We start from the raw sequence: 25,995 nt of genomic DNA, 5'->3' as shown, positions 1-25,995 counted from the left end.
CTTCTCAGCTCGCAAGACCTGGAGGCTGAGATGACGACTGCAAACCGCGACGTGGCGGTGCGCTCCGAACGCCGAGTGATCGGCAACGTCGTGCGAGGTTCCATCGGAAACCTCATCGAGTGGTACGACTGGTACGCCTACACGGCGTTCAGCGTCTACTTCGCCGCGACGTTCTTCCCGAAGGGTGACTCGACCGCGCAGCTGCTCAACACCGCAGCCGTGTTCGCCGTCGGGTTCCTGATGCGCCCGCTGGGCGGCTGGATGCTGGGCCGCTACGCCGACCGCTTCGGCAGGCGCGCGGCGCTGACCCTGTCGGTGACGCTGATGGCGTTCGGCTCGCTGATCATCGCGCTGACGCCGGGCTACGACTCGATCGGCCTCGCCGCGCCGCTCCTGCTGGTGGCCGCCCGCCTGCTGCAGGGACTCTCGGTCGGCGGCGAGTACGCGACCTCCGCGACCTACCTGTCGGAGGTCGCCACCGAGGGCAAGCGCGGTTTCTACTCCAGCTTCCAGTACGTGACGCTGGTGTCCGGTCAGCTGGTCGCGCTGGGCGTGCAGATCATCCTCCAGCAGGTCCTCGCCGAGGAGCAGATGGACGCCTGGGGCTGGCGGATCCCGTTCGTCATCGGCGCCATCGGCGCGCTGGTGGTGCTGTGGCTGCGGCGCGGCATGGACGAGACCGAGAGCTACAAGAGCTCGTCGGAGTCCGGTGCCGAGCAGGGCACGGTCAAGGCGCTGCTGCAGTACCCGAGGGAGTGCCTGCTGGTGGTCGGCCTGACCCTCGGCGGCACGGTGGCGTTCTACACCTACACCACCTACCTGCAGAAGTACATGGTCAACACGGGCGGCATCGACAAGCCCACGGCCGCGTGGATCAACTTCTTCGCCCTGCTGGCCTTCGGCGTCCTGCAGCCGCTGGCGGGTGCGCTGTCGGACCGGATCGGGCGCCGCAAGCTGCTGATGTTCTTCGGCATCAGCGGCACCCTGCTGACCGTTCCGCTGATGACGGTGCTCGGCGGCACGCAGAACCCGTTCGCGGCGTTCCTGCTGATGATGGGCGGTCTGATCATCGTCACCGGCTACACCTCGATCAACGCGATCGTGAAGGCCGAGCTGTTCCCGACCAACATCCGCGCCCTCGGCGTCGGTCTGCCCTACGCGCTGACCGTGGCGATCTTCGGCGGCACGTCGGAGTACGTGGCGCTGTGGCTCAAGCAGGCGGGCATGGAGAGCGTGTTCTTCTACTACGTCTCCGGCTGCGTGCTGATCTCGCTGCTGGTCTACCTGCGGATGCGGGAGACGTCGAAGGATTCCCGGATGGGGAGCTGATGACCGGCACCGGCCATACTCTGCCCTCGGAGGTGTGGCCGGTGCGGGTTCTGCTCGTCGAGGACGACGACGGCGTGGCTGACGCGCTCGTCGACGTCCTCGACTCCCACGGGCACCGGACGACGCGCGTCAGCCGCGGTTCGGACGCCCTGCTGCGGCACCGGGACCACGACCTGGTGCTGCTCGACCTCGGCCTGCCCGACGCCGACGGCCTGGAGGTGCTGCGCAAGCTCCGGCGCATCGGCCCCGTGCCGGTCGTGGTGCTCACCGCACGCGGCGAAGAGCGGATGGTCGTGCGCGGCCTGCGCTCCGGCGCCGACGACTACCTGGTCAAACCCGTTCGGATGGCCGAGCTGCTGGCCCGCATCGAGGCCGTCGTCCGGCGCGGCAGGCGCCCCTCCCCCGGCTCCGATCAGGTCGAGGTCGCCGACGTGCGGATCGACCTGCGGACCCGGCGCGTGCAGGTCGCCGACCGCGAGGTCGAGCTCACCCCGAAGGAGTTCGACGTCCTGGCGATCCTGGCCTCCGAAGCCGGCACGGCGGTGAGCAGGCAGCGGCTGATGGACGAGGTGTGGGGCGACGCCTACCTGGCGGTGTCGCGGTCGCTGGACGTGCACATCGCGCAGCTGCGCGCCAAGCTCGACCGCCCGGAACTGCTGGTGACCATCCGCGGATTCGGCTACCGGCTGGGCGACGATGCGTAAGCGGCTGCTGCTGGTGCTGCTGACGTTCTCGGTGCTGGCGGTGGCCGGGTTCGCGGCTCCGCTGCTGCGCGCCACCGCCGCCGAGCGCACCCAGCAGCTGGTGCTGGCCCGCAACGCCGACCTCGATCGCTTCGCCGGGCTGGCCGATCACGCCTTCGGCACCGGTGACGCCGCGGTGCTGCGCGCCGAGGCCCGCCGCTACACCGACCTCTACGGCGAACCCCTGGTCGTCGTCGACGCCGCCCGCGCTCCTGTGGTGGAGACCGGCGGGGTGCGCGCCGCCGACGTGGCCGGGCCGATCGACAAGGCGCTGCGCAACGAGCCGGCGGGGGCGGTGCAGTGGCTGCGCCCGTGGTCGCGGGAGCAGCTGGTCCGCTACCGCCCGGTCGGCGACGGGACGCGGGTGACCGGTGCGGTCGTGCTGGAGGCCTCCGTGCGGCGGGCCACCGCCGACATCGCCGCGCACTGGGCGCTGATCGCATCGGGCGCGCTGTCGGCGCTGGTGGTGTGCGGGCTGCTCGCGCTGGTGCTGGCCCGCTGGGTGCTGCGGCCGCTGGCCGACCTGGGCGCCGGGGTCCGGGCGATCAGCGCGGGGTCCCGGCGTTCCCGCGTCCCGGTCGATGCCGGCCCGCCTGAGCTGCGGGAACTGGCCGCGTCGTTCAACCGCATGTCGGAGGCGGTGGCCGAGGCCGACGAGCGGCAGCGACGCCTGGTCGCCGACGCCTCGCACCAGCTGCGCAACCCGATGGCCGCGCTGCGGCTGCGGGTCGACGCGCTGGAGCGGCGCATCACCCCCGACGGCGAGCGGACCTACCGCTCCACGGTCGGCGAGGTCGACCGGCTGGAAGCGCTGCTGGACCGGCTGCTGGCGCTGGCCAACGCCGACCGCGCACCGGCGTCCGGTGAGCCGGGGGACGTGGCGGCGGCGATCGCCGATCGCGTGCAGGCGTGGCGTTCCGCGGCCGAGGACGCCGGGATCTCGCTGACCGCACCCGAGGCGGCACCAGCGCGGGTGGCTCTGTCCACCGAGGACCTGGCGCAGGTGCTGGACGTCCTGCTGGACAACGCGGTGAAGTACGCGCCCGGCGCCTCGGTCGAGGTGAGCTGGGACGGGCGAACGCTCACCGTGGCCGACACCGGGCCCGGGTTGACCGAGGACGAGATCTCGCTTGCGGCGCAACGATTCTGGCGGGCCGATCATCACCGGGGCAGCCGCGGCAGCGGGCTCGGGCTGGCCATCGCCGGGCAGCTGCTCGCCGCGCACGGCGGCGAGATGCGCATCGCGCGCACGCGACCGCACGGCCTGACCGTGCACCTCGACCTGCCGGAGGTGCGGTGATGCGACGGCGCGCGTTCCTCGGACTGGGCCTGCTGGCCGCGTGCGGACGCGCCGAGCCGGTGCGCGAGCTGCGCATCGCCTCGGGCGAACCCGGCGGTTTCTACACGGCTTTCGGCACGCTGCTCGGCGCCGAGATCGCCGCGGCGGAACCCGACGTGCACCCGGTGGTGCTGCCCAGCCAGGGCAGCGTGGACAACCTGGAGATGCTCCGCGACGGCCGCGCCGACCTGGGCATGGTGCTGGCCGACGCCGCGCACTCCGCCCTCGCCGGAGAGCTCGGGCCGCGCGTCCCGCTGCAGGCCGTGGGCCGGGTCTACGAGAACTACACGCAGCTCGTGGTGCCCGCCGACTCCCCGGTCCGCGACCTCTCCGAGCTGCGTTCGGTGTCCATCGGCGCTCCGCGGTCCGGCACCGCTCTGATGGGTGCGCGCCTGTTCGCCGACCGGCCCGACCTGCGCACCGAGATGCTCCCGCTGCTGGAGGCGGTTCGGTCGCTGGAGCAGGGCCGCATCGAGGCTTTCCTGTGGTCGGGCGGACTTCCGACCCCGCTGCTGAAGACCCTCGACGACCGGATCGGGATCCGCCTGCTCCCGCTGAACGCGGCGGCCGCCCGCTGCACCCCCGTCTGCGACCAGCTCCAGGTGCCCCCGGGCGCGTACCGGAACACCTCGGGGACGGCCACCATCGGCGTCCCGAACATCCTCGCCTGCACCCCGAACCTGCCCGATGACCTCGCGGCGGCGGTGGTCCGGGTGCTGGTGCGCCGGGCTCCGTTCCTGGTGCCGCGCGAGACCGTCGGGACCCAGTTCCTGGACGTCCGCAACCTCATCGGCACCGGCGAGGTCCCCCTCCACCCCGGCGCCACGACGACCTACCGCGACCTCCACGGCTAGAACGGTTCGCGTCGAAAGCTCGCGGCCTCAGCCGAGCATGGCCCCCACGAGGGAGTCCTGGACCCAGGTGAGCCACTGGTAGACGCCGAGGTGCTCGCGGCGGAGGTCGTCCTCGGGGAGCTCGTCGGGCATGTCGTCCTCGACGTCCAGCGCCGTGCCCAGCGCCAGCCGGACGTCGTTGAGGGCGGTCAGCCAGTTGTCGGCCTGCTCGCTGGTGAGCTTGACCTTGCCGCCCATCGGCGGGCAGGTCTCCAGGACGAGCTGGGCCGCGCCGGTCTTGGCCTCCAGCAACGCCGGTTCGTGCAGCGAACGCATCGCGCCGGCGGCGTCGGTCTCCTCCTCGTCGGTGTCCCCGGTGACCGGGTCGCGCCGGTAGAAGTCCGGCAGCAACCGCGCGACCACCCGGTCCTCCGGGGGCGTGGACGGTCCGGTGCGGATGCCGGTCAGCTCGGCGAGCTCATCCTTGGGGGCCTCGTCGGCGCGGGCGGTGAGCATGTCCTTGATCTGCCCGACCAGGCCGCGGATGACGGCCGCCTCCTGCTGGGAGAGCTCGGCCTGCACGTGACCGTTCTTGCGGGTCCAGCCGTCCACTCACGAATCCTTCTGCATCGTCGCCCACAAGCCGGCGGAATGCAGCTTCGCCACATCGCCCTCGACCTTCTCCTTGGAACCCGAGGAAACCACCGCCTTGCCCTTGTGGTGCACGTCCAGCATCAACTTCGTAGCGTGATCCCGGGAGTACCCGAAGATCTTCTGGAGCACGTAGGTCACATAGGACATGAGGTTGACCGGGTCGTTCCAGACCACGGTCACCCACGGCTTGTCCGTCGTGCCTTCGGCGTCCTGCTCGAGTTGCGCGCGCTCGATTTCAGCGGGCGAGGTCATGCCCCCATCGTCGCACGACCCCCTCACCACCGTGCCCACCGCACGAACAAATCGTGACGAGCCTTCGGGGTTCACCGCACCGATCCCCCACAGGCACCACGTAATCTCATGCTCATGAGCTCTAGCACCGCGCTGCTGACCGACCACTACGAGTTGACGATGTTGGCCAGCGCTCTGCGTGACGGGACCGCGCACCGCGAGTGCACGTTCGAGGTGTTCACCCGGCGGCTGCCCAACGGGCGCCGCTACGGCGTGACCGGGGGCATCGGCCGGGTGCTGGACGCGGTGCAGAACTTCCGGTTCGGCGAAGCCGAGATCGCCCAGCTCGCCGAGCACGGCGTGGTCGACGACCTCACCTTGGAGTGGCTGCGCGACTACCGGTTCAGCGGGCAGATCGACGGCTACCCGGAGGGCGAGCTGTTCTTCCCCGGCTCGCCGCTGCTGACGGTGCGCGGCACCTTCGCCGAGGCCGTCGTGCTGGAAACCGTGGTGCTGTCGATCCTCAACCACGACAGCGCCATCGCCGCCGCTGCCGCGCGCATGGTCTCGGCCGCCAACGGGCGGCGGATCATCGAGATGGGCTCGCGCCGCACGCACGAGGAATCCGCGGTCTCGGCGGCGCGCATCGCCTACCTGGCCGGGTTCACCGCCACCTCCAACCTGGAGGCCGGGCGCCGCTACGGCATCCCCACCACGGGCACGGCCGCGCACGCCTTCACGCTGCTGCACGACTCGGAGCAGTCGGCGTTCGAGTCGCAGATCGCCGCGCTGGGCACCGGCACCACGCTGCTGGTCGACACCTACGACATCAGCCGGGGCATCGACCTGGCCGTGCAGACCGCCGGGACCGGCCTGGGCGCGGTGCGCATCGACTCCGGTGACGTGGGCGTGCTGGCCCGCCAGGCCCGCGAGCAGCTCGACCGCCTCGGCGCCACCAACACCCGGGTCGTGGTCTCCGGCGACCTCGACGAGTACGCCATCGCCTCGCTGCGCGCCGAGCCCGTGGACGGCTACGGCGTCGGAACGTCGCTGGTCACCGGCTCGGGGGCGCCCACGGCCGAGATGGTCTACAAGCTGGTGGAGGTCGACGGCCGGCCGGTGGCCAAGCGCAGCTCGCACAAGGAGTCGCGCGGTGGCCGCAAGGCCGCGATCCGCCGCTACAAGGAGACCGGCACCGCAGTCGAGGAGGTCGTCTACGGTGTCGAGGCCGAGCCGGCGCTCGGATCGCACGACCGCCACCTGCAGATCCCGCTGATCCGCGACGGCAAGCTCGCCGACGACCTGCCGACGCTGGAGCAGGACCGCGAACGGCTGCGCCGCGCCCTGGTGACCTTGCCGTGGGAGGGCCTGAAGCTGTCCAACGGCGAACCCGCCATCCCCACGACCTTCCTCGGGGCCTGACATTACGAAAGAATCGGGCATCGAATCCGCAGGAGGTGAGGCGCGATGAGCAGGGCTTTGATCATCGTGGACGTGCAGAACGACTTCTGCGAGGGCGGAGCGCTCGCCGTCGCCGGGGGCGCCGGGGTCGCGGCCGCGATCTCGGAGTTCCTGGCCGACTCCGAGCACGAGCACGTCGTGGCCACCCGCGACTACCACGTCGACCCGGGAACCCACTTCAGCGACGACCCCGACTTCGTGCGCTCCTGGCCGAGGCACTGCGTGGCGGGCACGGCGGGCGCCGCGTTCCACCCGGAACTGGACGTCAGCCCGGTGACCGCGGTGTTCTCCAAGGGCCAGTACAGCGACGGCTACTCGGGTTTCGAGGGCGTGGACCGCACCGACCTGGACCTGCTGACCTGGCTGCGGGAGCGGAACGTGCACCAGGTCGACGTCGTCGGCATCGCCACCGACCACTGCGTCCGGGCCACCGCGCTCGACGCGCTGAAGGCGGGCCTGGGCACCACCGTTCACCTCCAGCTCACCGCCGGCGTGTCGCGCGCGACCGTCGAGCAGGCCCTCGACGAGCTCGGCGGAGCAGGCGCGAACCTCCTGGGAGACCCCGTGGTGGTCTCCTGACTCGTCGCGTCGGGGGTCGGCGGTAGATTTCCCGGGTGCCCACCTCTGTCCCGCGATGGTCCGACCCGGTCGCGTTCGAGTCCGATGACGCCGACGAGCTCCCACCGGAGATCGTCGCCGACCTGGAGCGCGCGAACCGGGCCGGCTCCGAAGAGCTGCCGCTGGGCAGAGCCCGGAAGGACATCCCCGACCTCGCGACCCTGATGGAGGTCGCCGTGGCGGCCGTCGGCGGCGTGCCGCGCGAAGGTCAGGCGCAGATGGCCGAGGCCGTGGAGCACACCATCACCACCGGTGAGCACCTCGCCGTGCAGGCGGGGACCGGCACCGGCAAGTCGCTGGCCTACCTGGTCCCGGCGATCCGGCACGCGGTGGCCGACGGCACGACCGTGGTCGTGTCGACCGCGACGATCGCGCTGCAGCGCCAGCTGGTCGACCGCGACCTGCCTCGGCTGTCGGACGCGCTGGCCGAAACCCTGGGCCGCAAGCCGACGTTCGCGATCCTCAAGGGACGTCGCAACTACCTGTGCCTGAACCGCATCCACGGCAACGCGCCGTCGGAGCCGGACGAGGACGCGCTGTTCGACGCCTTCGCCGCCTCCGCGCTGGAACGCCAGGTGCAGCGGGTGCAGGAGTGGGCGACCGAGACCGAGACCGGTGACCGCGACGAGCTGGTGCCGGGCGTGACCGATCAGGCGTGGCGGCAGCTGTCGGTCACCGCGAAGGAATGCCTGGGCGTGCACCGCTGCCCGGTCGGCACCGACTGCTTCGCCGAGCGCGCCCGCGCCACGGCCGGACGCGCGGACATCGTGGTCACCAACCACGCGCTGCTGGCCATCGACGCCCTCGACGACCGCCCGGTGCTGCCCGAGCACGACGTGGTGCTGGTCGACGAGGCCCACGACCTGGTGGACCGGGTCACCTCCGCCGCCACCGGCGAGCTCACCGCGAGCGCGGTGAAGCTGGCCGCACGCCGCTGCGGCCGGGCCATCGACGAGGAGACCGCCGACCGCCTCGACGAGGCCGCCGAAGGACTGGAACTGGTCCTCGAAGACTCCGCGCAGGGCCGGTTGGAGGAGCTTCCCGAAGCCCTCGGCCGCGCGGTCACCGTGGTCCGCGATTCCGCGTGGGCGTGCATCTCGGCGCTGGGCCCGGAGCGCAAGGAGGACGTCGAGGGCAGCACCGCCCGCAAGCTCGCGCACGCGCTCACCGAGGACGTGCACGACACGGCGGTCCGGTTGCTGGAGGCCTTCGACGAGGCGCAGCAGCACGACGTCGTGTGGGTCTCCCACGAGCCGAACCGGCCCAAGGCGGTGCGGGTGGCGCCGATCGGCGTCGGCGGCCTGCTGCGCGACCGGCTGTTCGGCCAGCGCACGACGGTGCTGACCTCGGCGACGCTGTCGCTGGGCGGTTCGTTCGACACGCTGGCCCGCCAGTGGGGCCTGCCGCCGCAGCAGCAGGTCGAGTCCGCGGCCGGGATGGCCACCGCGAAGGAGGCGCCCTCGGACGGCGGCACGCTGAAGTGGACCGGGATGGACGTCGGTTCGCCGTTCGAGCACCAGCGCAGCGGCATCCTCTACATCGCCCGCCACCTGCCCCCGCCGGGTCGCGACGGGCTCCCGCCGCAGGTCCTCGACGAGATCACCGAGCTCGTGCAGGCCGCGGGCGGTCGCACGCTGGGCCTGTTCTCGTCCCGCCGCGCCGCCGAGCAGGCGGGCGAGGAGCTGCGCAAGCGGCTGTCCACGCCGGTGCTCTGCCAGGGCGACGACACCACGGCGCTGCTGGTCAAGCGCTTCGCCGAGGCCCCGGAGACCTCGCTGTTCGGGACCCTGTCGCTGTGGCAGGGCGTGGACGTGCCGGGTGACTCGCTGCAACTGGTGATCATGGACCGCATCCCGTTCCCCCGGCCCGACGACCCGCTGGCCTCGGCCCGCCAGCAGCGGATCTCCGAGCACGGCGGCAACGGGTTCCTCACCGTCGCCGGGACGCACGCGGCGCTGCTGCTGGCCCAGGGCGCCGGCCGGCTGCTGCGCTCGCCGAACGACCGGGGCGTCATCGCGGTCCTGGACCCTCGCCTGGCCACCGCCCGCTACGGCGGTTTCCTCCGGGCGTCGCTCCCGCCGTTCTGGACCACCCACGACCCCGACGTGGTCCGGGGCGCGCTCAAGCGCCTCACCTCGGGCTGACCGAGCGGGTAAAACTGCCCACAGTCGCTCCCTGCGCGCGCTCGACTGCGGGTACTTTCATCCGGTCCCCCTCGACCCCTGGGAGCGCTGCCGTGTCCGAACGCCCGTCCTCGCCGGCCGCGAACCTCGCGCGCACCGTGGTGTTCGCCGCCTTCATCGCCGTGCTCGGGATCTTCCCCGGCTTCTACCTCGCCGGTGCCGCGGTGCCGGTCGTCCTGCAGAACGCCGGACCGCTGCTGGCGGGCAGCATCCTCGGCGCCCGGCGCGGCACCGCGTCGGTGCTGCTGTTCGTGGCGCTGACCGCGATCGGCCTGCCGCTGCTGTCCGGTGGGCGCGGCGGCATCGCCCCGTTCCTGGGCCCGAGCGGCGGTTTCCTGCTGGGCTGGATCCTGTCCGCGCTGGTCGTGGGCCTGATCGTGCAGCGCGCGGCGAAGCCGGGGCTCCCGGTGCTGCTGCTGGCGAACCTCGCGGGCGTGGCCGCCGACTACCTGATCGGCATCCCCTACTGGGGCCTGATGATCGGTGATCTGCCGTCGGCGGCGGTGCAGTCGCTGGTGTTCCTGCCCGGCGACGCGGTGAAGCTGGTGGCCGTGTCACTGGTGGCGGTGGCCGTCCACCGGGCGGTCCCGCAGGCGCTGACGGGTGCGGCGCGGCAGCCGGCCGAGGGCTGACGTGCTGCCGATCCTCGGGCGCGAACCCACCTCGCGAGTCGGTGACCTGACCGGCCCGGAGCTGGCCGAGGCCGCGCACCGGGTCGCGCGACGGCTTCCGCCGGGCTCGCGGGTGGCGATCTCCGGCTCGGACGAGACGGCCCGGCTGATCCACTTCCTGGGCGCTGACCTGGCCGGATGCGCGTCGCTGCTGGTCGACCCGGACTGGCCGGACCTCGACGCGGTGCTGGACGACGCTCGCCCGGACGTGTTCCTCGACGCCGACGCGCCGCTCGGCGAGGACCTGGGCACCGAGGTGCCGGTGGGCGACGAGTCGACGTGGTTCTACCTGCCCACGTCCTCGGGGACCACGGGCCGCCCGAAGGTGCTGGCCCGGTCCCGGGGTTCGTGGCTGCGCAGCTTCCCCGCCCTCGGACTGCCGCTGGAGCCGTCCGACCGGGTGCTGATCCCCGGGCCGCTGTGCTCGTCGCTGTTCCTGTTCGGCGCCCTGCACGCCCTCAGCGGCGGCGCCGACCTGCGCCTGCTGGGCCGCTGGTCGGCGTCGGCGGCCGCCGAGGCCACCCGCGACGCGACCGTCGTCCACCTGGTCCCGGCCCAGCTCTCGGCGCTGCTGGCCGTGCTGGAGCACGATCCGCTGCTGCGGTCGCGGTGCGCGCTGCGGGTGGTGGTGTGCGGTGGCGCGAAGCTCGATCCCTCGTTGGCGGAGCGCCTGGCGAAGGCGCTTCCGGGCTGCCGGCTGGTCGAGTACTACGGTTCGGCCGAGCAGTCGCTGATCGCGGTCCGCCACGACGAGCGCCTGATGCCGGTGGTCGACGTCGGGGTCCTCGACGGGCGCCTGCTGGTCCGCTCCGACCTCGCCTTCGAGGGCTACCTGAAACGCGGCGAGCTCGTCCCCGCCTCCACCGACTGGACCGGTGACCAGGCCGTTCAGCATCCCGACGGCTCGCTGGAGGTCCTGGGGCGCGCGGGCGCGGTGATCGACACCGGTGCCCGGTTGGTCGCGGTCGAGGCCGTGGAGTCGGTCCTCCGGGAGGTCGACGGCGTGCTGGACGTGGTCGTCGCCGCCACCCCGCATCCGCGCTTCGGATCGCTGATCACCGCGGTCGTCGAGGGCGACGCGCGGCTGCCCGACCTGCGCGCCCACGCCCGGAGGAAGCTGCACCCCGCCGAGCGCCCGCGCCGCTGGCTGACCGCCCGCGCGCTCCCGCGCACGGCCTCCGGCAAGCCCGCCCGCGCGGTGATCGCCGAGCGGCTCAGCAGCGGGGAGCAGCTGTGAACCCGGTGATCATCGCGGCCCGCCGCTCCCCCATCGGCGAATCGGGCGGTCTCCTCCGCAACGTCGAGGCCGACCGGCTCGCGGCCCCGGTGCTGCGCGCGGTCATCGACGACGCCGGGATCGAGCGCGTCGACGACGTGCTGCTGGGCAACGTCCTCGGGCCCGGTGGCAATCCCGCCCGGGTGGCCGCGCTGCGCGCCGGGCTCGGCGAGACGACCCCGGGCATGACGATCGACCGCCAGTGCGCCAGCGGGCTCTCGGCCATCACCACCGCCGCCTCGATGGTCTCCGGCGACGAGTTCTTCCTGGCAGGAGGCGTCGAGAGCCCGTCGACGGCACCGTGGCGGGCGTGGCGCCCGAGGAACGCGACGGAGCCGCCGCGCTTCTACCAGCGCGCCCCGTTCGCCCCCGCCGACATCGGCGATCCCGACATGGGACCGGCCGCCGACCTGGTCGCCGCCGAAGCCGGCATCGGCCGGGAGCGACAGGACGCCTTCGCCGCCCGCAGCCACGCGCGCGCAGTCGCGGCCCAGGACGCCGGTCGCTTCGACGCCGAGCTGGTGCCGATCGGCTCGGCGACCGGCGACGAACGCCCCCGCCGGGGCTTCACCCCGGAGCGCCTGGCCCGGTTCCGCCCGGCCTTCACCCCCGACGGGACGGCGACGGCCGCGAACTCCTGCGGCATCAGCGACGGTGCCGCGGCGGTGCTGGTCACCAGCGAGGAGCAGCGCGCGAAACTGGGGGTGCCGGGGCTGCGGCTGGTCGGCTGGCGGACCTCGGGCGTGGACCCGAACCGGCTCGGGCTGGGCGCGGTGCCCGCGATGCGCGCGCTGTGCGAGCGGCGCACCCCGGAGGTCGTCGAGTTCAACGAGGCGTTCGCCGGTCAGGCCCTGGCGTGCCTGGACGCGGCCGGCCTCGACGACGAGCTGGCCGGACCGGACGGCGGCGCGATCGCGCTCGGGCACCCGTGGGGCGCGTCGGGCGCAGTGCTCGTGGTCCGGTTGTTCAGCCGGATGGTCCGGCAGGACGGGCCGCGGATCGGCATGGCCGCGCTGTCCTCCGGAGGCGGGCTGGGCGTGGCGACGATGTGGGAGCGAGTGGGTTGATCGAGTTCGAAGGCGTCGGGCACAGCTACGACGGGCGCGCGGTGCTGGACGGCGTGGACCTGCGGCTGCCCGAGCGGCGGGTGGCGTTCGTCGGCGCCAACGGTTCCGGCAAGTCCACGCTCGCCCGGATGGTCAACGGCCTGGTGCGCCCGAGCCGGGGCCGGGTGCTCGTCGACGGTCTCGACGTGGCCCGCAACGGCCGCGAGGTCCGGCGCCGCGTCGGGTTCGTCTTCACCCACCCCGACAGCCAGATCGTCATGCCGACCGCCGGTGAGGACGTCGCGTTCTCGCTGCGCAAGCAGGGCCTGTCCAAGGCGGAGCGGCAGCAGCGCGCGGTCGAGATGCTGGCCCGGCACGGGCTGGAGGGCTACGCCGAGCACCCCGCGCACCAGCTCTCCGGCGGGCAGAAGCAGCTGCTCGCGCTGTGCTCGATGCTGGTGCTGGAACCCGACGTCCTGGTCTGCGACGAGCCCACGACCCTGCTGGACCTGCGCAACAAGCGGCACTTCGCCGAGGTGCTGTCCGGGCTGGAGCAGCAGGTCGTGCTGGTCACCCACGACCTCGACCTGCTCGCCGGTTTCGACCGCGTCATCGTCCTGGACGGGGGGCGGGTCGTCGCCGACGACGTCCCGGAGAAGGCCGTCGGCTTCTACCGGGAGCTGATCGGGTGAACCCGCTGGGCCTCTACGAGCCGGGGACCAGCCCGCTCCACCGCTTCGGCGCGGGCTGGAAGCTGCTGGCGCTGCTGGTCTTCGCGATCGTCACGTTCGTCCTGAGCGCCCCGGTGCCGCTGGTGGTGTGCGTGCTGGCGGCGGTCGGCGGCTACGCGGTCGGGCGGATCCCGCTGCGCCGGGTCTGGCAGATCGGCCGGTTCCTGATCCCGCTGGTCGCGATCGTCTTCGCCCTCCAGTGGTGGATGCTCGACCTCGCCCGCGCCGAGACGATCAGCCTCCGGCTGCTGGCCACTCTCGCCGCGGCGAACCTGTTCACCCTGGTCACCAGGGTCGACGACCTGGTCACCTCGGTGGAACGAGCGCTGGGCCCGTTCGCCCGGTTCGGCGTGCGCCCGGAACGTGTCGGGCTCCTGGTGGGCCTGACGGTCCAAGCCATCGCAGCCCTGTCCACAATCGCCACCCAGGTCCGCGAAGCCCAGCGGGCGAGGGGCGCCGACCGCTCCCTCCCGGCCTTCGCCATCCCCTTCCTCGTCAGAACCCTCCGCCACGCCGACGACCTCGGCGAAGCCCTAGCAGCCCGAGGCCTCGGCGACGACTGACCGCCCCTCCCGCCCCGAGCCGGGATTCGAATTTCGCGCGAAATTCGAGCCCGAACTTCGCCGCTCGAATTTCGCGCGAAATTCGAATCCCTCACCCGAACGGGTTTACCTCGCGAGCGTGATCCGCTCAGAAGCGGTCTTGTCGACCGAGGAGATCGATGCTCCGCTGACCAGGAGGAAGTTCGACAGGGGCTGCACCCGGTCACACCGGCCACTGGGCGAGGACGGTGACCGTGCCGGGGTCGACTTCGGTGAAGCCCGCGTCTCTGACCATGGCGACTCGGGATTTGCGCCAGGCCGTCTCGGGGTCGTCTCCCGGGTGCAGGTCGGCCCAGGTCTCGGGGGACGCCTGGCGGACGGCGCAGGGGTAGCCGTCGGCCGCCCAGCGCTCCAGGTCCGCGTCGAGGCCCTCGCCGTGCAGCTGAGCCGCCAGGATCATCGTGGCGTGACCGACCTGAGCTGCGGATTTTCCCGCGCTCATGGGGACGTCGGGGTTGAGCCACAGGACCGGGACGCCGGACCGGATCGGGCCGGGCTCGTCGGGTTCGAGCTCGCTGCCCGAGATCTGCAGGCGGCTGAGCTCCTTGGGCATGTCCGCGACCCGCATCGGCAGCAGGGCGCGGACCTCGGCCCCGTCGACCTCGACGGTGATGCCGGGCAGCGCCTGCACCGCCTCCCAGTGCGCGCCCCGGGCGCGGCGGGTGACCTTGCGGATGCGACCGGAGATCCAGCCGTGCATCGCCTCGTGCCACTCCCCCTCGGGAGCGCAGCGCTCGTCGAGGCAGACGGCGAGCGCGGCAGCGGCGGCGGCCTCCAGCAGCGCCGTGCGGGCCGGAGGTTCGCGGCGTTCGATGCGCAGCACCATCGGCATCAGCACGACGTCGTCGGGATCCTCGTCCGAGGTGTCGGCGGTGGCTTCGCCCGGCAGCGCGAGCCACTGGGCGTAGCGGGAGAGGAGCGGGTCGAGCACGGATAGGGGCAACACGATCTGCTCAACTCCCGCCACGCCGCAGGTGTTCCGGAATCACTGGTCGAGTGGCACCCGTCGCAGGACGCCGTCCTCGGCGTCGGCGGACTCGATCTCGGCGCGCGTCACGCCCAGCACGAACAGCACCGTGTCCAGGAACGGGTAGGACAGCGCGGTGTCGGCGACCTCGCGCAGCGCCGGCTTGGCGTTGAACGCGACGCCGAGCCCGGCGGCGGTGAGCATGTCGATGTCGTTGGCGCCGTCACCGACGGCCACGCACTGCGCGGCGGGCACGCCGAAGGACTCGGCGAACTGGCGGAGCGCCTTGGCCTTGCCGGGCCGGTCGACGATCTCGCCGATGACCCGGCCGGTGAGCTTGCCGTCGACGACCTCCAGCTCGTTGGCCGCGCTGAAGTCCATCCCCAGCTCGTCCACCAGCTGGTCGATGATCTGCGTGAACCCGCCGGAGACGACCCCGGTGTGGAAGCCGAGCCTGCGCAGCGTGCGGATCGTGGTCCGCGCACCGGGCGTGAGCTCCAGCTCGGCGGCCACCTCGTCGAGGACGGTGGCGGGCAGCCCTTCCAGGACCGCGACCCGCTGGCGCAGCGACTCGGCGAAGTCCAGCTCGCCGCGCATGGCGCGCTCGGTGACCTCGCGGACCTGGTCCTCGCAGCCGGCGCGGCGGGCGAGCATCTCGATGACCTCGCCCTGGATGAGCGTGGAGTCGACGTCGAAGACCACCAGCCGCTTGGCGCGGCGGGACAGGCCGGTGCGCTCGACCGCGAGGTCGACGCCGGTGCTGGCGGCCAGGGCGGCCATCGCCTCGGTGAGCTCGCCGTCGTCCTCCGCGTCCGGGGCCGTGACCTGCAGTTCGAGCCCGGTCACCGGGTAGTCGGCGACGCGGCGGATGGAGTCGATGTTGACGTTGATCTCGGCCAGGGCCCGGGACACGTCGCCGAAGTTGCGGGCGGTCACCGGCTGCCCGAGCACGACGACGGCGTGCGTGGAGCCGAGCTTGGCCGCGTCGATGTCCTCCGCGCCGATCTCGACGTCGACGACCATGCCGACCGTCGCCATCGCCTGTTCGACGGCCTCCTGCAGCCTCTCCGGATCGATCTCGGTGGACACCAGCACGCCCAGCACGAGGCGACCGCGGATCACCACCTGCTCCACGTCGACGATGTCCACGCCGTGGCGTGTCAGGGCGGCGAAGAGCACGGACGTGACACCGGGCTTGTCCTTGCCGGTAACGGTGATCAACACAGTGGTCGCATGAGAGCTCACGACTGCGAAAGTTCCTCTCTAACCGAGAAAGGTGGACGTGGTGTCGTACTGGGAGGCGGCGTCGGCCGCTGCTTCAGGTGTGGGACTCAGCCCGCACCGCCGCGGGTTCTCAGACGTTCTCCGGGGAGGACGCCGCGACGCCGTGTATTGGCATACATCAGGAGTGGCGCCCGGACCCGGAGGACGTCTGAGGTTCCGCTACCCGCACCGCCAAGCAAACCTCCCCCGAACAACACCAAAAAACGCAACGAGCCCCGGCAGGCACTTGGCCCGCCGGGGCTCGCCGTCGAGCTAGCCCCACCCTGGCACAACCGTGCCGTTCGGGGCTATCGACGAAATCACTTCTCGGTGGTGTCGTCCCGGTCCGAGTCGTCCTTGGTCTTGGGCGGCTGAGTCAGGGTGGCGGTACCGCCAGAGCCTTCCTCGTGCTTGTGCGCCAAGGTCTTGCCGGTGAGGGACAGGTGAGCCTCGAGCCGCATCCGCTCGGAGATGTGCGGGTAGTGCAGCTCGAACGCCGGACGCTCGGAGCGGATCCGCGGCAGCTCCTTGAAGTTGTGCCGCGGCGGCGGGCAGGAGGTCGCCCACTCCAGCGAGTTGCCGTAGCCCCACGGGTCGTCGACCTCGGCGACCTCGCCGTACCGGTAGCTCTTGAAGACGTTGTAGATGAACGGGAGCATCGAGGCGCCCAGGATGAACGCGCCGATGGTGGAGACGGTGTTCAGCGCGGTGAAGCCGTCGGACTCCAGGTAGTCGGCGTACCGGCGCGGCATGCCCTCGTTGCCCAGCCAGTGCTGGACCAGGAACGTGCCGTGGAAGCCGATGAAGGTCAACCAGAAGTGCAGCTTGCCGAGTCGCTCGTCCATCATCCGGCCCGTCATCTTCGGGAACCAGAAGTAGATGCCAGCGAAGGTGGCGAACACGATCGTGCCGTAGAGCACGTAGTGGAAGTGCGCGACCACGAAGTAGGTGTCCGACACGTGGAAGTCGATCGGCGGCATGGCCAGCAGGACGCCGGTGAGACCACCGAAGAGGAAGGTGACCAGGAAGCCGACGCTGAAGATCATCGGCGTCTCGAAGGTCAGCTGCCCCTTCCACATGGTGCCGATCCAGTTGAAGAACTTCACACCGGTCGGGATCGCGATCAGGAACGTGGTGAACGCGAAGAACGGCAGCAGCACGGCGCCGGTGGCGTACATGTGGTGCGCCCACACGACGATCGACAGCGCGGCGATGCCCAGGGTCGCGTAGACCAGGCCCGAGTAGCCGAACAGCGGCTTGCGGCTGAACACCGGGAAGATCTCCGAGACGATGCCGAAGAACGGCAGCGCGACGATGTAGACCTCGGGGTGGCCGAAGAACCAGAACAGGTGCTGCCACAGGATGACGCCGCCGTTGGCCGGGTCGAAGACGTGGGCGCCCAGGTGGCGGTCGGCCATGAGGCCGAACAGCGCGGCGGTCAGGATCGGGAACGCCATCAGGATCAGCACGCTGGTGACCATGATGTTCCAGGTGAAGATCGGCATCCGGAACATCGTCATGCCCGGCGCGCGCAGGCAGACCACGGTGGTCAGCATGTTGACCGCACCGAGGATCGTGCCCAGACCGGAGACGGCCAGACCGGCGATCCACATGTCGGCGCCGTGTCCCGGCGAGTGCAGCGCGTCCGACAGCGGGGTGTAGGCGAACCAACCGAAGTCGGCCGCACCACCCGGCAGCAGGAAGCCGCTGACGACCATGAGGCCGCCGAACAGGTAGAGCCAGTAACCGAACGCGTTCAGCCGCGGGAACGCGACGTCCGGCGAACCGATCTGCAGCGGAAGGATGTAGTTCGCGAAGCCGAACAGGATCGGGGTCGCGTACAGCAGCAGCATGATCGTGCCGTGCATGGTGAACAGCTGGTTGTACTGCTCCTGCGACAGGAACTGAAGTCCCGGAACGGCCAGCTCGCCGCGGATCAGCATCGCCATGAGGCCGCCGGCCATGAAGAACGCGATCGAGGTGACCAGGTAGAGGATGCCGATCTGCTTGTGGTCCGTGGTGCGGAACATCCGCGCCAGGAACGACCCCTTAACCGTTTTGCGCACCGGATAGGGGCGCGTGGCGATCGGCTGTGGCGCGACGGCCGTCACGGTGCCTCCTGCACTCCCTTTGAAGCCTTCTCGGACCCGGACGGATCCGCCCCGACCCGGGTTGGGTCGGTGACCGCATGCGACGCCCGGCAGGAGCCCTGCCGGGGAGCCGGTCGCAATGCCGCCGACTGCGGATACTAGTCCCGGGGTCCGGCCGGAGTTCGGCCGGGCCGTAGCCACCCTATTCATCGCGCCCTCGATCGTCACCCGCGGTGAGATCCATCAGACACACGGCGACCAGGAAGACGTCGGGCGAACCGCCCAGGAGGCGGACAGATAACCTACGGGGCAACAGGTCCGGCAGCCCGCCTGCGTTCGCACAGGGCAGCCCTGGGACGACGTCCACCAGATCCTGGAGGGGAAGCACGTGCGGAAGAGCACGATCATCGGCGCTGTGCTGGTCGGCGGTATCGCACTCGCGGGCTGCACACCGGCCGAGTACGACAGCGACCAGCCGCCGGCCCCGGGCACCCCGCCCGCCGACGCACCGAAGATGGCCGGCCAGGCCTCGACCGGTGAGCACGGCGCGAGCGGCCCGGCCGCTCAGCTGCTGAGCAACCGCCAGCAGGTGCTGGCGCTGGCCGAGCTGGGCGTCACCAAGGCGTCCAGCCCGCAGGCCAAGGAGGTCGCGGCGGAGCTCCAGAAGTCGGCGGCCGAGCAGATCACCGAGCTCGGTCAGCACGCGGGCGGCGCCGGGCAGACCGCCTCGGCCGACGCCTCGCTGTCGGCCCTGAGCGGTCCGGCCTTCGACGCGCAGTGGAAGCAGAAGGTGCTGACCCTGGTCAACGAGTCCGCGACGCTGGCCAAGTCGGCTCAGAGCGACCCCGCGCTCTCCGAGCTCGCCACGGAGCTCGCGACCGAGCAGCAGGAGATCACCGCGAAGCTCAACGCGCTGGCCTGAGCCTCCGCCTCGTTCCCGAGAAGGCACCCGCGATGCGTCGCGGGTGCCTTTTTCTTCGGGTCTTCCCGCCGCAACCTACCGGGAGTAAGCTACCGCAAGTAAGCTACTGCGGAGTAGATAAGCGGGCTGACTCGAGGGAGAGCAGATGCCGAACGTGTCCGGCAAGGTCGTCCTGATCACGGGAGGCGCCAGGGGTATCGGCGCCGAGACCGCGCGCGAGCTCGCCAAGCGCGGCGCCAAGCTCGCCCTGGTCGGCCTGGAGCCCGAAGAACTGGCCGAGGTCACCACCGAGCTCGGCGAAGGCCACTTCTGGGCCGAGGCGGACGTCACCGACCCCGACGCGCTGCAGGCCGCCGTCGACGCCGCCACCGCGAAGTTCGGCCGCATCGACGCCGCCATCGCCAACGCGGGCATCGCGCCGCTGGGCAGCATCCGGGAGAGCGACCCGCGCGGCTTCCTCAAGACCATGGACGTCAACGTCAACGGCGTGTTCCACACCGCCCGCGCGGTGATGCCGGAGCTGGCCGCGAGCAAGGGCTACCTGCTGGTGGTGTCCTCCCTGTCGGCGTTCGCCCCGATCGGCGGCATGACCGCCTACACCGCGAGCAAGGCCGCGTCCGAGGCGTTCGCGTCGGCGCTGCGCATGGAGGTGCTGCACCTGGGCGTGTCGGTGGGCTCGGCGCACCCGTCGTGGATCGACACCGACCTGGTGCGCGAGGTCGCCGGTGACCTCAAGACCTTCACCGAGATGCGCAAGCGCCTGCCGTGGCCGATGCGCGCGATCACCACCCCGGACGCGTGCGCGCGAGCCTTCGCCAACGCCGTCGAGCGCCGCAAGCGCCGCGTCTACGTCCCGCGCGGCGTCATGCTCATGCACTGGCTGCGCAACCTGCCCGGCTCGGCGCTGGTGGAGCTCTTCATGCGACGCCAGCTGATCAAGCTGATCCCCCAGCTGGAGCAGGAAGTCCGAGACCTCGGCCGCTACATGAGCGAGCGGAACCAGAAGCTCAACGCCTAGTGGTTTGCGTGGAGTGATCGTGCGCAAGCGGCGCAGCCGCGAGGCGTGGGAACCACCCTCGCAACCTGCACCGCCGCGGGTTCTGACACGTCTTCTGGCGAGTACGCCGCGACGCCGTGTATTGGACATACATCAGGAGTGGCGCACGGAGTCCAGAAGGCGTGTCAGGTTCCGCTACCCGCACCGCTGAGCAAAACGACCACTGCCCGCGCGACCGCTGGGCCGGTGGTCGGGAGTGCGACGGGAGAAGTCCCGACCACCGGGGTCAGCGGATGCGTTGCAGCGGGCGCTGCTGCTGCGGCGGGCCTGCCAGGCGCGGCGGTTGGTGGAAGGCGTCCTGGCCCGCGAGCGCCGGGCGCTTGGTGAGCACCGGCTGCTGCGGCAGGACCGGACGTCGGCGCGGGAGGCTCTGACGGCTCTGGGCTGCCGCCTGGCGGCACTGCCGCTCGTGCTCTATGCGGGCGATGAGCAGCCAGACCGTCGGATCGGCGTCGCCGGTGGGCCGGTGCTGCGGTCGGCTCGTGGGGCTGATCCAGTACGGCAGCCGCACGAGCATGCCGCCGAGCACGGCACCGACGGTGTTGCAGACGATGTCATCGGTGGAGCACACGCGGCCGCTGATCGCGACGAACTGGATCGCCTCGATCGAGGACGAGCACAGCAGGCCGCCGAGCGCGATCTTGGCCAGGTTGTCGAACCACGGAACCCGTTGCGGCACCAGCACGCTCAGCGGCAGCAGCAGCACGAGGTTGCCTGCCAGCTGGATCCACGGCTGCGAGTCGCCGGGCGCGGCGGCCAGCGCCTCCGAGACGTCGTTGCCGATGTCGGGCCGGAAGGGCTCCAGGGTCGGCACCTGAGGCGTGAAGACCAGGTACCCCACGACCAGCGCCGAGTAGGCGAGGGCGCCGTCGATCAACGGCTGCCGCATCACGAACGGCTCGGTTGAATAGCCGCGAAGCAATCCTGATCCGAATCCGACGGCGACCGCGATCAAGAGCAGTGTCGTCACCACCGGAACGAATCCGTCGAATGCCACGAGAATCTGCTGCACGTCCGCCGCACTTCCTCTGGCAGCCAGCGCCAGAACCACTAGGAACTCGGTTAATCCGCAACGGATCTCCCGAATACCTGGAAACCGTTGGGAATTGTCATTTCCAGCGGTCGGCGCTGACCGAAATCTTCTGGGGGTCTGCATCGGCCGGTGGCGGCCGGACGCCGCCTCGGGGTTTCGCGACGTCCGGCCGCCGGCCCCTGCCACCGAGCCGGCGACAGGGCGGGGATTCGCGAGGTGGGAGGCCATTCGGCGGAATGCTGGGCCCTCGTCGGGGTACGGGTCCCATCCGCTGTCCGGCCGACCTCGACGCGGTCCCCGCGACTGGTCGGTTGATGTCCATCTGAATCGACTCCGTTCGCAATGGAACGTAACCGGCGAGGCCCGTCGAACGACAGCCATGGCAAGAAGACGCCATAGCCTCAAGAGCTCTCCACAATGGACGCGAACCGACCGATGAAACCGCCGCGAACTGCGATTCTCCAGAAGCAGGACGAGATACCCGCGTGATCGGCTCGAAATTTCACAGCTTTGCCAGCGCGCCGATATTCGTGAATTCCGCGTAACCGCACGTGAACACGACGATGAGTACCGTGAATAACGGGGAATCCCCGGGTGAACCACCAGCACAGCGCGAACCCGGACAGCGCCCGCCGGCTCAACCTACACGGCCGGATCCCTCCGGCGCAGCGACTCCCGCCGAAACCGAGAACGGCCCACCGATGTTCACCGGTGGGCCGTTTCGGAGTCGAAGATCACTCCTTCTTCTTGCGGAAGAACCTCAGGATCGGGTCGTAGCGGTGGTCGGCGACCCGCTCCTTGAGCGGGATGAGGGCGTTGTCGGTGATGTGGATGTTCTCCGGGCACACCTCGGAGCAGCACTTGGTGATGTTGCACATCCCGAGACCGTGGTCTCCCCTGGCCTGCTCGGAACGATCCCGGGCCTCGTCGAGCGGGTGCATCTCCAGTTCGGCGACGCGCATCAGGAAGCGGGGACCGGAGAAGGACTCCTTGTTCTCCTCGTGGTCGCGGATGACGTGGCAGGTGTCCTGGCAGAGGAAGCACTCGATGCACTTGCGGAACTCCTGCGAGCGCTGCACGTCGACCTGCTGCATCCGGTACTCGCCGGGTTCGAGGTCGGCGGGCGGCGTGAACGCCGGGACCTCGCGGGCCTTGGTGTAGTTGTAGGACACGTCCGTCACCAGGTCCTTGACCAGCGGGAAGGTGCGCAACGGGGTGATCGTGATGGTCTCGGCCTCGGTGAAGGTGGACATCCGGGTCATGCACAGCAGCCGCGGCCGCCCGTTGATCTCCGCCGAGCACGAGCCGCACTTGCCCGCCTTGCAGTTCCAGCGGACCGCCATGTCCGGCGCCTGGGTCGCCTGCAGGCGGTGGACGATGTCGAGGACGACCTCGCCCTCGTTGACCTCGACGGTGTAGTCCTGCAGCTCGCCGTCGTCGGCGCCGCGCCACACCCGGAAGTGCGCCTGGTACCCCATCACAGCTCCTTCGCGTGGACGTCCGAGAGTTCGTCCTCGGCGTAGTACTTGCGCAGTTCCTCCGGCTTGAACAGCTCCAGGAGGTCCGGCCGCATCGGCACCTGCTGCTGCTCGGTGACCTCGACGCCGTTCTCCGACTGCCGGCAGACCAGCAGCTTCCGGCGCCACCGGGCTTCCATCGTCGGGTGGTCGTCGCGGGTGTGGCCGCCCCGGCTCTCGGTGCGCAGCAGGGCGGCGCGGGCGACGCATTCGCTGACCAGCAGCATGTTGCGCAGGTCGATGGCCAGGTGCCAGCCGGGGTTGAACTGCCGGTTGCCCTCCACTTCGAGGTGTTCGGCCCGTCCCACGAGCTCGCGCAGCCGGTCCAGCGCTTCGCGCATCTCCTCGCCCCGCCGGATGATGCCGACGAGGTCGTTCATCGCCTGCTGCAACTCCGAGTGCAGCGCGTAGGGGTTCTCGCTCCGCCCGTCGACGGGGTTGAACGGATCGGCGGCGCGCACCGCCGCAGCGTCCACATCGGACGGCCTGATCGACGGTCGTGCCGAGAGCCCCTGCACGTACCCGGCGGCGCCCGCTCCCGCGCGGCGGCCGAAGACCAGCAGGTCCGACAACGAGTTGCCGCCCAACCGGTTCGAGCCGTGCATGCCACCGGCGACCTCACCCGCGGCGAACAGGCCGGGCACCCGGGAGGCCGCGGTGTCGGGCTCGACCTCGACCCCGCCCATCACGTAGTGGCAGGTCGGTCCGACCTCCATGGACTCGGCGGTGATGTCCACATCGGCCAGTTCCTTGAACTGGTGGTGCATCGACGGCAGTCGCTTGGTGATGGTCTCGGCGGGCAAACGCGTTGCCACGTCGAGGAAGACGCCGCCGTGCTCGGAACCCCGGCCTTCCTTGACCTCGTTGTTGATGGCGCGCGCGACCTCGTCGCGCGGCAGCAGCTCGGGCGGTCTGCGGTTGTTGTCCGGGTCGTCGTACCAGCGGTCCGCCTCGGCCTCGCTGTCGGCGTAGTTGTCCTTGAACACCTCGGGGATGTAGTCGAACATGAACCGGCGGCCCTCGGAGTTGCGCAGCACACCGCCGTCACCGCGCACTGATTCGGTGACCAGGATGCCCTTCACGCTCGGCGGCCACACCATGCCGGTCGGGTGGAACTGCACGAACTCCATGTTGATCAGCGACGCCCCGGCGCGCAGGGCCAGCGCGTGCCCGTCGCCGGTGTACTCCCAGGAGTTCGAGGTGACCTTGAACGACTTGCCGATGCCGCCGGTGGCGAGGATGACCGCGGGCGCGTCGAAGAGCACGTAGCGCCCGGACTCCCGCCAGTAGCCGAACGCCCCGGACACAGCGCCTGCGCCCTGCGGGCCACCCGCACCCGAGGAATCCTTGAGCAGCTCGGTGACCGTGCACTCCTGGAAGACCTTGATGCGCGCTTCGTAGTCGCCGAACTCCGCGTGGTCCTCCTGCTGCAACGAGACGATCTTCTGCTGCAGCGTGCGGATCAGCTCCAGGCCGGTCCGGTCGCCGACGTGCGCGAGCCTCGGGTACTCGTGGCCGCCGAAGTTGCGCTGGCTGATCCGGCCGTCCGGGGTCCGGTCGAACAGCGCCCCGTAGGTCTCCAGCTCCCACACCCGCTGCGGTGCCTCGCGCGCGTGCAGCTCGGCCATCCGCCAGTTGTTCAGGAACTTCCCGCCGCGCATGGTGTCGCGGAAGTGCACCTGCCAGTCGTCGCGGGAGTTGACGTTGCCCATCGAGGCGGCGATGCCGCCCTCGGCCATCACCGTGTGCGCCTTGCCGAACAGGGACTTGCACACCACGGCGGTCCGCAGCCCCGCCGAACGCGTCTCGATCGCCGCGCGCAGACCCGCGCCACCGGCGCCGATCACGACCACGTCGTACTCGTGCCGTTCGATCTCCACATTCAGTCCTTCAGCATTCGTTGGGAAGCGGCGGAGCCGCTCTCTCTTTCGCCGACCACCCTCGCCACCCGCACCGCCGGGGGTTCTGAGCGCGTTCCTGGCGAGGACGGCTCCGACGCTGTGAATCGGCATTCATGAGGAGGAGATCCCGCAGCCAGGGACGCGCTCAGGTTCCCCCACCTGCACCGCAACGCAGATCACCCCGACAACCTCAGTTGAACAGTCTCGGATCAGTGATGGTTCCGGCCGCCACCAGCATCACGTACAGGTCGACCAGGGCGACCGAGGCCAGCGAGCACCAGGCCAGCAGCATGTGCTTGCCGTTGAGCCAGGTGATCTTGGTCCAGAGCCAGTAGCGCACCGGGTGCTTGGAGAAGTGGTTGAGGCGTCCGCCGATGAGGTGGCGGCAGGAGTGGCAGGACAACGTGTAGGACCACAGCAGCACCACGTTGACCACCATCAGCAGCGTGCCCAGCCCGACCCCGACACCGCCGTCGGTGCCCTTGAAGGCGATCACGGTGTCGTAGGTGAGCACCGCCGCGACCAGCATCGCCGCGTAGAAGAAGTACCGGTGCACGTTCTGCATGATCAGCGGGAACCGGGTCTCGCCGGTGTAGCGGCCGTGCGGCTCGCCGACCGCGCAGGCCGGCGGCGACGCCCAGAACGCCCGGTAGTACGCCTTGCGGTAGTAGTAGCAGGTCAGCCGGAACCCGAGCACGAACGGCAGCACGAAGATCGGCGGCGGAATCAGCCATCCCAGGTCCGGGAACGGTTGGCCGAAGTGGCTCGACCCCGGCACGCACGCCGCGGACAGGCACGGCGAGAAGAACGGCGCCAGGTAGTTGTGCTCCGGTACCCAGTACCACTGGTTCATGAACGTGCGGACCAGGCCGTAGACCACGAAGGCCATCAGGCCGAGGAAGGTCATCAGCGGTGGGAGCCACCAGCGGTCCGTGCGCAGCGTGCGCGCGGAGATGCGGGCCCGGCCTGTGGAGCTAGCGAGTGCGGACATTCGTCGACCTCGTTGTCAGGAGTCGTCCGACGTGCTCAGCATGAGGCCGCTCATTGTGGATCAGGTCGCACCGCGCCAGGTAGTCCCCCAAAGGGCGCAACTTCGCCCCCTGGGGATGCGCGACTCGCCTTGCTCGGCGATCAGTGCCGGAACTGGCCTCCGAGTCCTTCGTCGTCGGCGTCCTGCCACAGCGACGGGTCGTAGGGGGTGTCCGGAACGATCACCACGTCGTCGCGGGCGTCGTCGCCGGTCCGCGGGGTGGGGACCACGGCGGACAGCTCGCCGGCGTCGATGTCGAGCCGCTCGATGTCGTTGTGGATCCGGCGCACCACCGCGGCGTCGCCGTAGCGCTGCCGCAGCGCTCCTGCGCTGCTCCGCAGCTGCGCCAGCACCCGCTGGAACTCGGCCAGTTCGGTCGTCGTCGGGGCCATCGCGAACACCTCTCGCGCCTAGGTGGTGGTACCTCCGCCTAGACTCTGCCCGCCACGGCCAAATGTGACAAGTACCACATCAGACGATCACCCGGCCCGTACCCCG

General features: G+C 70.7%; 24 protein-coding genes. 14 read left to right on the top strand and 10 right to left on the bottom strand.

Annotated elements, in window-relative coordinates; genetic code table 11:
* Positions 1 to 30 precede the first annotated feature (30 nt).
* From KBO27_RS23075 to KBO27_RS23060, 4 genes are read left to right on the top strand one after another with little or no spacing between them, the layout of a single operon-like run.
* Positions 31 to 1,329 (top strand): MFS transporter, encoded by a 1,299-nt coding sequence (locus KBO27_RS23075; RefSeq protein WP_210971962.1) that lies wholly within the window; start codon positions 31 to 33, stop codon positions 1,327 to 1,329.
* Positions 1,329 to 2,033, top strand: coding sequence for a response regulator transcription factor (locus KBO27_RS23070; RefSeq protein ID WP_246537813.1), 705 nt, complete (start codon positions 1,329 to 1,331; stop codon positions 2,031 to 2,033). Before KBO27_RS23075 ends, KBO27_RS23070 begins: the two co-directional genes overlap by 1 nt.
* Positions 2,026 to 3,372, top strand: a complete 1,347-nt coding sequence (locus KBO27_RS23065; protein ID WP_210971961.1) for a sensor histidine kinase — start codon at positions 2,026 to 2,028, stop codon at positions 3,370 to 3,372. The genes KBO27_RS23070 and KBO27_RS23065 overlap by 8 nt, the downstream gene beginning before the upstream one ends.
* Positions 3,372 to 4,265 carry a TAXI family TRAP transporter solute-binding subunit gene (locus KBO27_RS23060; RefSeq protein WP_210971960.1) on the top strand — a complete coding sequence of 298 codons (894 nt, stop codon included), beginning with the start codon at positions 3,372 to 3,374 and terminating at the stop codon, positions 4,263 to 4,265. Before KBO27_RS23065 ends, KBO27_RS23060 begins: the two co-directional genes overlap by 1 nt.
* Positions 4,266 to 4,292: 27 nt before the next feature.
* On the opposite strand, the gene KBO27_RS23055 is transcribed toward KBO27_RS23060, so the two are convergent.
* Both KBO27_RS23055 and clpS read right to left on the bottom strand, forming a co-directional pair.
* The gene (locus KBO27_RS23055; RefSeq protein ID WP_132679338.1) at positions 4,293 to 4,856 is read right to left on the bottom strand and encodes a DUF2017 domain-containing protein; all 564 of its coding nucleotides are present in this window, start codon (positions 4,854 to 4,856) and stop codon (positions 4,293 to 4,295) included.
* Positions 4,857 to 5,150: an ATP-dependent Clp protease adapter ClpS gene (clpS, locus tag KBO27_RS23050; protein ID WP_132625503.1), complete on the bottom strand. Its 294-nt coding sequence runs from the start codon at positions 5,148 to 5,150 to the stop codon at positions 4,857 to 4,859. It lies immediately after the preceding gene.
* 108 nt (positions 5,151 to 5,258) lie between these two features.
* On the opposite strand from clpS, the gene KBO27_RS23045 reads away from it, so the two are divergent.
* The 8 genes from KBO27_RS23045 to KBO27_RS23010 all read left to right on the top strand — a co-directional run bounded on the left by KBO27_RS23045 (position 5,259) and on the right by KBO27_RS23010 (position 13,678).
* Positions 5,259 to 6,551, top strand: a complete 1,293-nt coding sequence (locus KBO27_RS23045) for a nicotinate phosphoribosyltransferase (RefSeq protein WP_372448867.1) — start codon at positions 5,259 to 5,261, stop codon at positions 6,549 to 6,551.
* 45 nt (positions 6,552 to 6,596) lie between these two features.
* A complete protein-coding gene (locus KBO27_RS23040; RefSeq protein WP_210971958.1) occupies positions 6,597 to 7,169 on the top strand; it encodes an isochorismatase family protein in 573 nt (190 codons plus the stop codon).
* Between the two features lie 203 nt (positions 7,170 to 7,372).
* Complete coding sequence (locus tag KBO27_RS23035) at positions 7,373 to 9,352, top strand: ATP-dependent DNA helicase (RefSeq protein WP_210972049.1); 1,980 nt, start codon at positions 7,373 to 7,375, stop codon at positions 9,350 to 9,352.
* A gap of 92 nt (positions 9,353 to 9,444) precedes the next feature.
* Positions 9,445 to 10,023: a biotin transporter BioY gene (locus KBO27_RS23030; RefSeq protein ID WP_307870558.1), complete on the top strand. Its 579-nt coding sequence runs from the start codon at positions 9,445 to 9,447 to the stop codon at positions 10,021 to 10,023.
* A complete protein-coding gene (locus tag KBO27_RS23025) occupies positions 9,995 to 11,299 on the top strand; it encodes a class I adenylate-forming enzyme family protein (RefSeq protein ID WP_210971957.1) in 1,305 nt (434 codons plus the stop codon). The genes KBO27_RS23030 and KBO27_RS23025 overlap by 29 nt, the downstream gene beginning before the upstream one ends.
* Before the next feature lie 5 nt (positions 11,300 to 11,304).
* The gene (locus KBO27_RS23020; RefSeq protein ID WP_372448870.1) at positions 11,305 to 12,405 is read left to right on the top strand and encodes a thiolase family protein; all 1,101 of its coding nucleotides are present in this window, start codon (positions 11,305 to 11,307) and stop codon (positions 12,403 to 12,405) included.
* Positions 12,402 to 13,076 (top strand): energy-coupling factor ABC transporter ATP-binding protein, encoded by a 675-nt coding sequence (locus tag KBO27_RS23015; RefSeq protein WP_210971955.1) that lies wholly within the window; start codon positions 12,402 to 12,404, stop codon positions 13,074 to 13,076. The genes KBO27_RS23020 and KBO27_RS23015 overlap by 4 nt, the downstream gene beginning before the upstream one ends.
* On the top strand, positions 13,073 to 13,678 hold the full coding sequence (locus KBO27_RS23010; protein ID WP_210971954.1) for an energy-coupling factor transporter transmembrane component T family protein: 606 nt from the start codon (positions 13,073 to 13,075) through the stop codon (positions 13,676 to 13,678). The genes KBO27_RS23015 and KBO27_RS23010 overlap by 4 nt, the downstream gene beginning before the upstream one ends.
* Before the next feature lie 202 nt (positions 13,679 to 13,880).
* Here KBO27_RS23010 and KBO27_RS23005 read toward each other — a convergent pair whose 3' ends face one another.
* From KBO27_RS23005 to ctaD, 3 genes are all read right to left on the bottom strand, one after another.
* A complete protein-coding gene (locus KBO27_RS23005; protein ID WP_307870557.1) occupies positions 13,881 to 14,663 on the bottom strand; it encodes an aminoacyl-tRNA hydrolase in 783 nt (260 codons plus the stop codon).
* A gap of 39 nt (positions 14,664 to 14,702) precedes the next feature.
* Complete coding sequence (gene serB, locus KBO27_RS23000) at positions 14,703 to 15,929, bottom strand: phosphoserine phosphatase SerB (protein WP_210971953.1); 1,227 nt, start codon at positions 15,927 to 15,929, stop codon at positions 14,703 to 14,705.
* 338 nt (positions 15,930 to 16,267) lie between these two features.
* Entirely contained in the window at positions 16,268 to 18,058 is a 1,791-nt protein-coding gene (ctaD, locus tag KBO27_RS22995; RefSeq protein ID WP_307870556.1) for an aa3-type cytochrome oxidase subunit I, read from the bottom strand.
* A gap of 367 nt (positions 18,059 to 18,425) precedes the next feature.
* Here ctaD and KBO27_RS22990 point away from each other — a divergent pair, with 367 nt between their 5' ends.
* Both KBO27_RS22990 and KBO27_RS22985 read left to right on the top strand, forming a co-directional pair.
* Positions 18,426 to 18,959 (top strand): DUF305 domain-containing protein, encoded by a 534-nt coding sequence (locus tag KBO27_RS22990; RefSeq protein WP_210971952.1) that lies wholly within the window; start codon positions 18,426 to 18,428, stop codon positions 18,957 to 18,959.
* 145 nt (positions 18,960 to 19,104) lie between these two features.
* The gene (locus tag KBO27_RS22985; RefSeq protein ID WP_210971951.1) at positions 19,105 to 19,977 is read left to right on the top strand and encodes an SDR family oxidoreductase; all 873 of its coding nucleotides are present in this window, start codon (positions 19,105 to 19,107) and stop codon (positions 19,975 to 19,977) included.
* Positions 19,978 to 20,242: 265 nt separating this feature from the next.
* On the opposite strand, the gene KBO27_RS22980 is transcribed toward KBO27_RS22985, so the two are convergent.
* From KBO27_RS22980 to KBO27_RS22960, 5 genes are all read right to left on the bottom strand, one after another.
* Positions 20,243 to 20,905 (bottom strand): VanZ family protein, encoded by a 663-nt coding sequence (locus tag KBO27_RS22980; RefSeq protein WP_246537812.1) that lies wholly within the window; start codon positions 20,903 to 20,905, stop codon positions 20,243 to 20,245.
* 878 nt (positions 20,906 to 21,783) lie between these two features.
* The gene (locus tag KBO27_RS22975; RefSeq protein ID WP_210971949.1) at positions 21,784 to 22,527 is read right to left on the bottom strand and encodes a succinate dehydrogenase/fumarate reductase iron-sulfur subunit; all 744 of its coding nucleotides are present in this window, start codon (positions 22,525 to 22,527) and stop codon (positions 21,784 to 21,786) included.
* Positions 22,527 to 24,446, bottom strand: coding sequence for a fumarate reductase/succinate dehydrogenase flavoprotein subunit (locus tag KBO27_RS22970; RefSeq protein ID WP_307870555.1), 1,920 nt, complete (start codon positions 24,444 to 24,446; stop codon positions 22,527 to 22,529). The genes KBO27_RS22975 and KBO27_RS22970 overlap by 1 nt, the downstream gene beginning before the upstream one ends.
* A gap of 211 nt (positions 24,447 to 24,657) precedes the next feature.
* Positions 24,658 to 25,458, bottom strand: a complete 801-nt coding sequence (sdhC, locus tag KBO27_RS22965) for a succinate dehydrogenase subunit SdhC (RefSeq protein ID WP_210971947.1) — start codon at positions 25,456 to 25,458, stop codon at positions 24,658 to 24,660.
* 140 nt (positions 25,459 to 25,598) lie between these two features.
* On the bottom strand, positions 25,599 to 25,889 hold the full coding sequence (locus KBO27_RS22960; protein WP_210971946.1) for an Rv0250c family protein: 291 nt from the start codon (positions 25,887 to 25,889) through the stop codon (positions 25,599 to 25,601).
* Positions 25,890 to 25,995: the final 106 nt, after the last annotated feature.

Source organism: Saccharopolyspora endophytica, assembly GCF_018070075.1.
GTDB lineage: Bacteria > Actinomycetota > Actinomycetes > Mycobacteriales > Pseudonocardiaceae > Saccharopolyspora > Saccharopolyspora endophytica.
This window is presented reverse-complemented; position numbering and strand designations above follow the sequence as displayed.

Bases quoted from the DNA above. Each gene is read 5' to 3' on its own strand.
- KBO27_RS23040 (WP_210971958.1), top strand. From the start codon at position 6,597: ATGAGCAGGGCTTTGATCATCGTGGACGTGCAGAACGACTTCTGCGAG.
- KBO27_RS23065 (WP_210971961.1), top strand. From the start codon at position 2,026: ATGCGTAAGCGGCTGCTGCTGGTGCTGCTGACGTTCTCGGTGCTGGCG.
- KBO27_RS22975 (WP_210971949.1), bottom strand. From the start codon at position 22,527: ATGGGGTACCAGGCGCACTTCCGGGTGTGGCGCGGCGCCGACGACGGC.
- KBO27_RS23035 (WP_210972049.1), top strand. From the start codon at position 7,373: ATGGAGGTCGCCGTGGCGGCCGTCGGCGGCGTGCCGCGCGAAGGTCAG.
- KBO27_RS23075 (WP_210971962.1), top strand. From the start codon at position 31: ATGACGACTGCAAACCGCGACGTGGCGGTGCGCTCCGAACGCCGAGTG.
- sdhC (WP_210971947.1), bottom strand. From the start codon at position 25,458: ATGTCCGCACTCGCTAGCTCCACAGGCCGGGCCCGCATCTCCGCGCGC.
- KBO27_RS22980 (WP_246537812.1), bottom strand. From the start codon at position 20,905: ATGCGGCAGCCGTTGATCGACGGCGCCCTCGCCTACTCGGCGCTGGTC.
- KBO27_RS22985 (WP_210971951.1), top strand. From the start codon at position 19,105: ATGCCGAACGTGTCCGGCAAGGTCGTCCTGATCACGGGAGGCGCCAGG.
- KBO27_RS23070 (WP_246537813.1), top strand. From the start codon at position 1,329: ATGACCGGCACCGGCCATACTCTGCCCTCGGAGGTGTGGCCGGTGCGG.
- KBO27_RS22960 (WP_210971946.1), bottom strand. From the start codon at position 25,889: ATGGCCCCGACGACGACCGAACTGGCCGAGTTCCAGCGGGTGCTGGCG.
- clpS (WP_132625503.1), bottom strand. From the start codon at position 5,150: ATGACCTCGCCCGCTGAAATCGAGCGCGCGCAACTCGAGCAGGACGCC.
- KBO27_RS23060 (WP_210971960.1), top strand. From the start codon at position 3,372: ATGCGACGGCGCGCGTTCCTCGGACTGGGCCTGCTGGCCGCGTGCGGA.
- KBO27_RS23045 (WP_372448867.1), top strand. From the start codon at position 5,259: ATGCTCATGAGCTCTAGCACCGCGCTGCTGACCGACCACTACGAGTTG.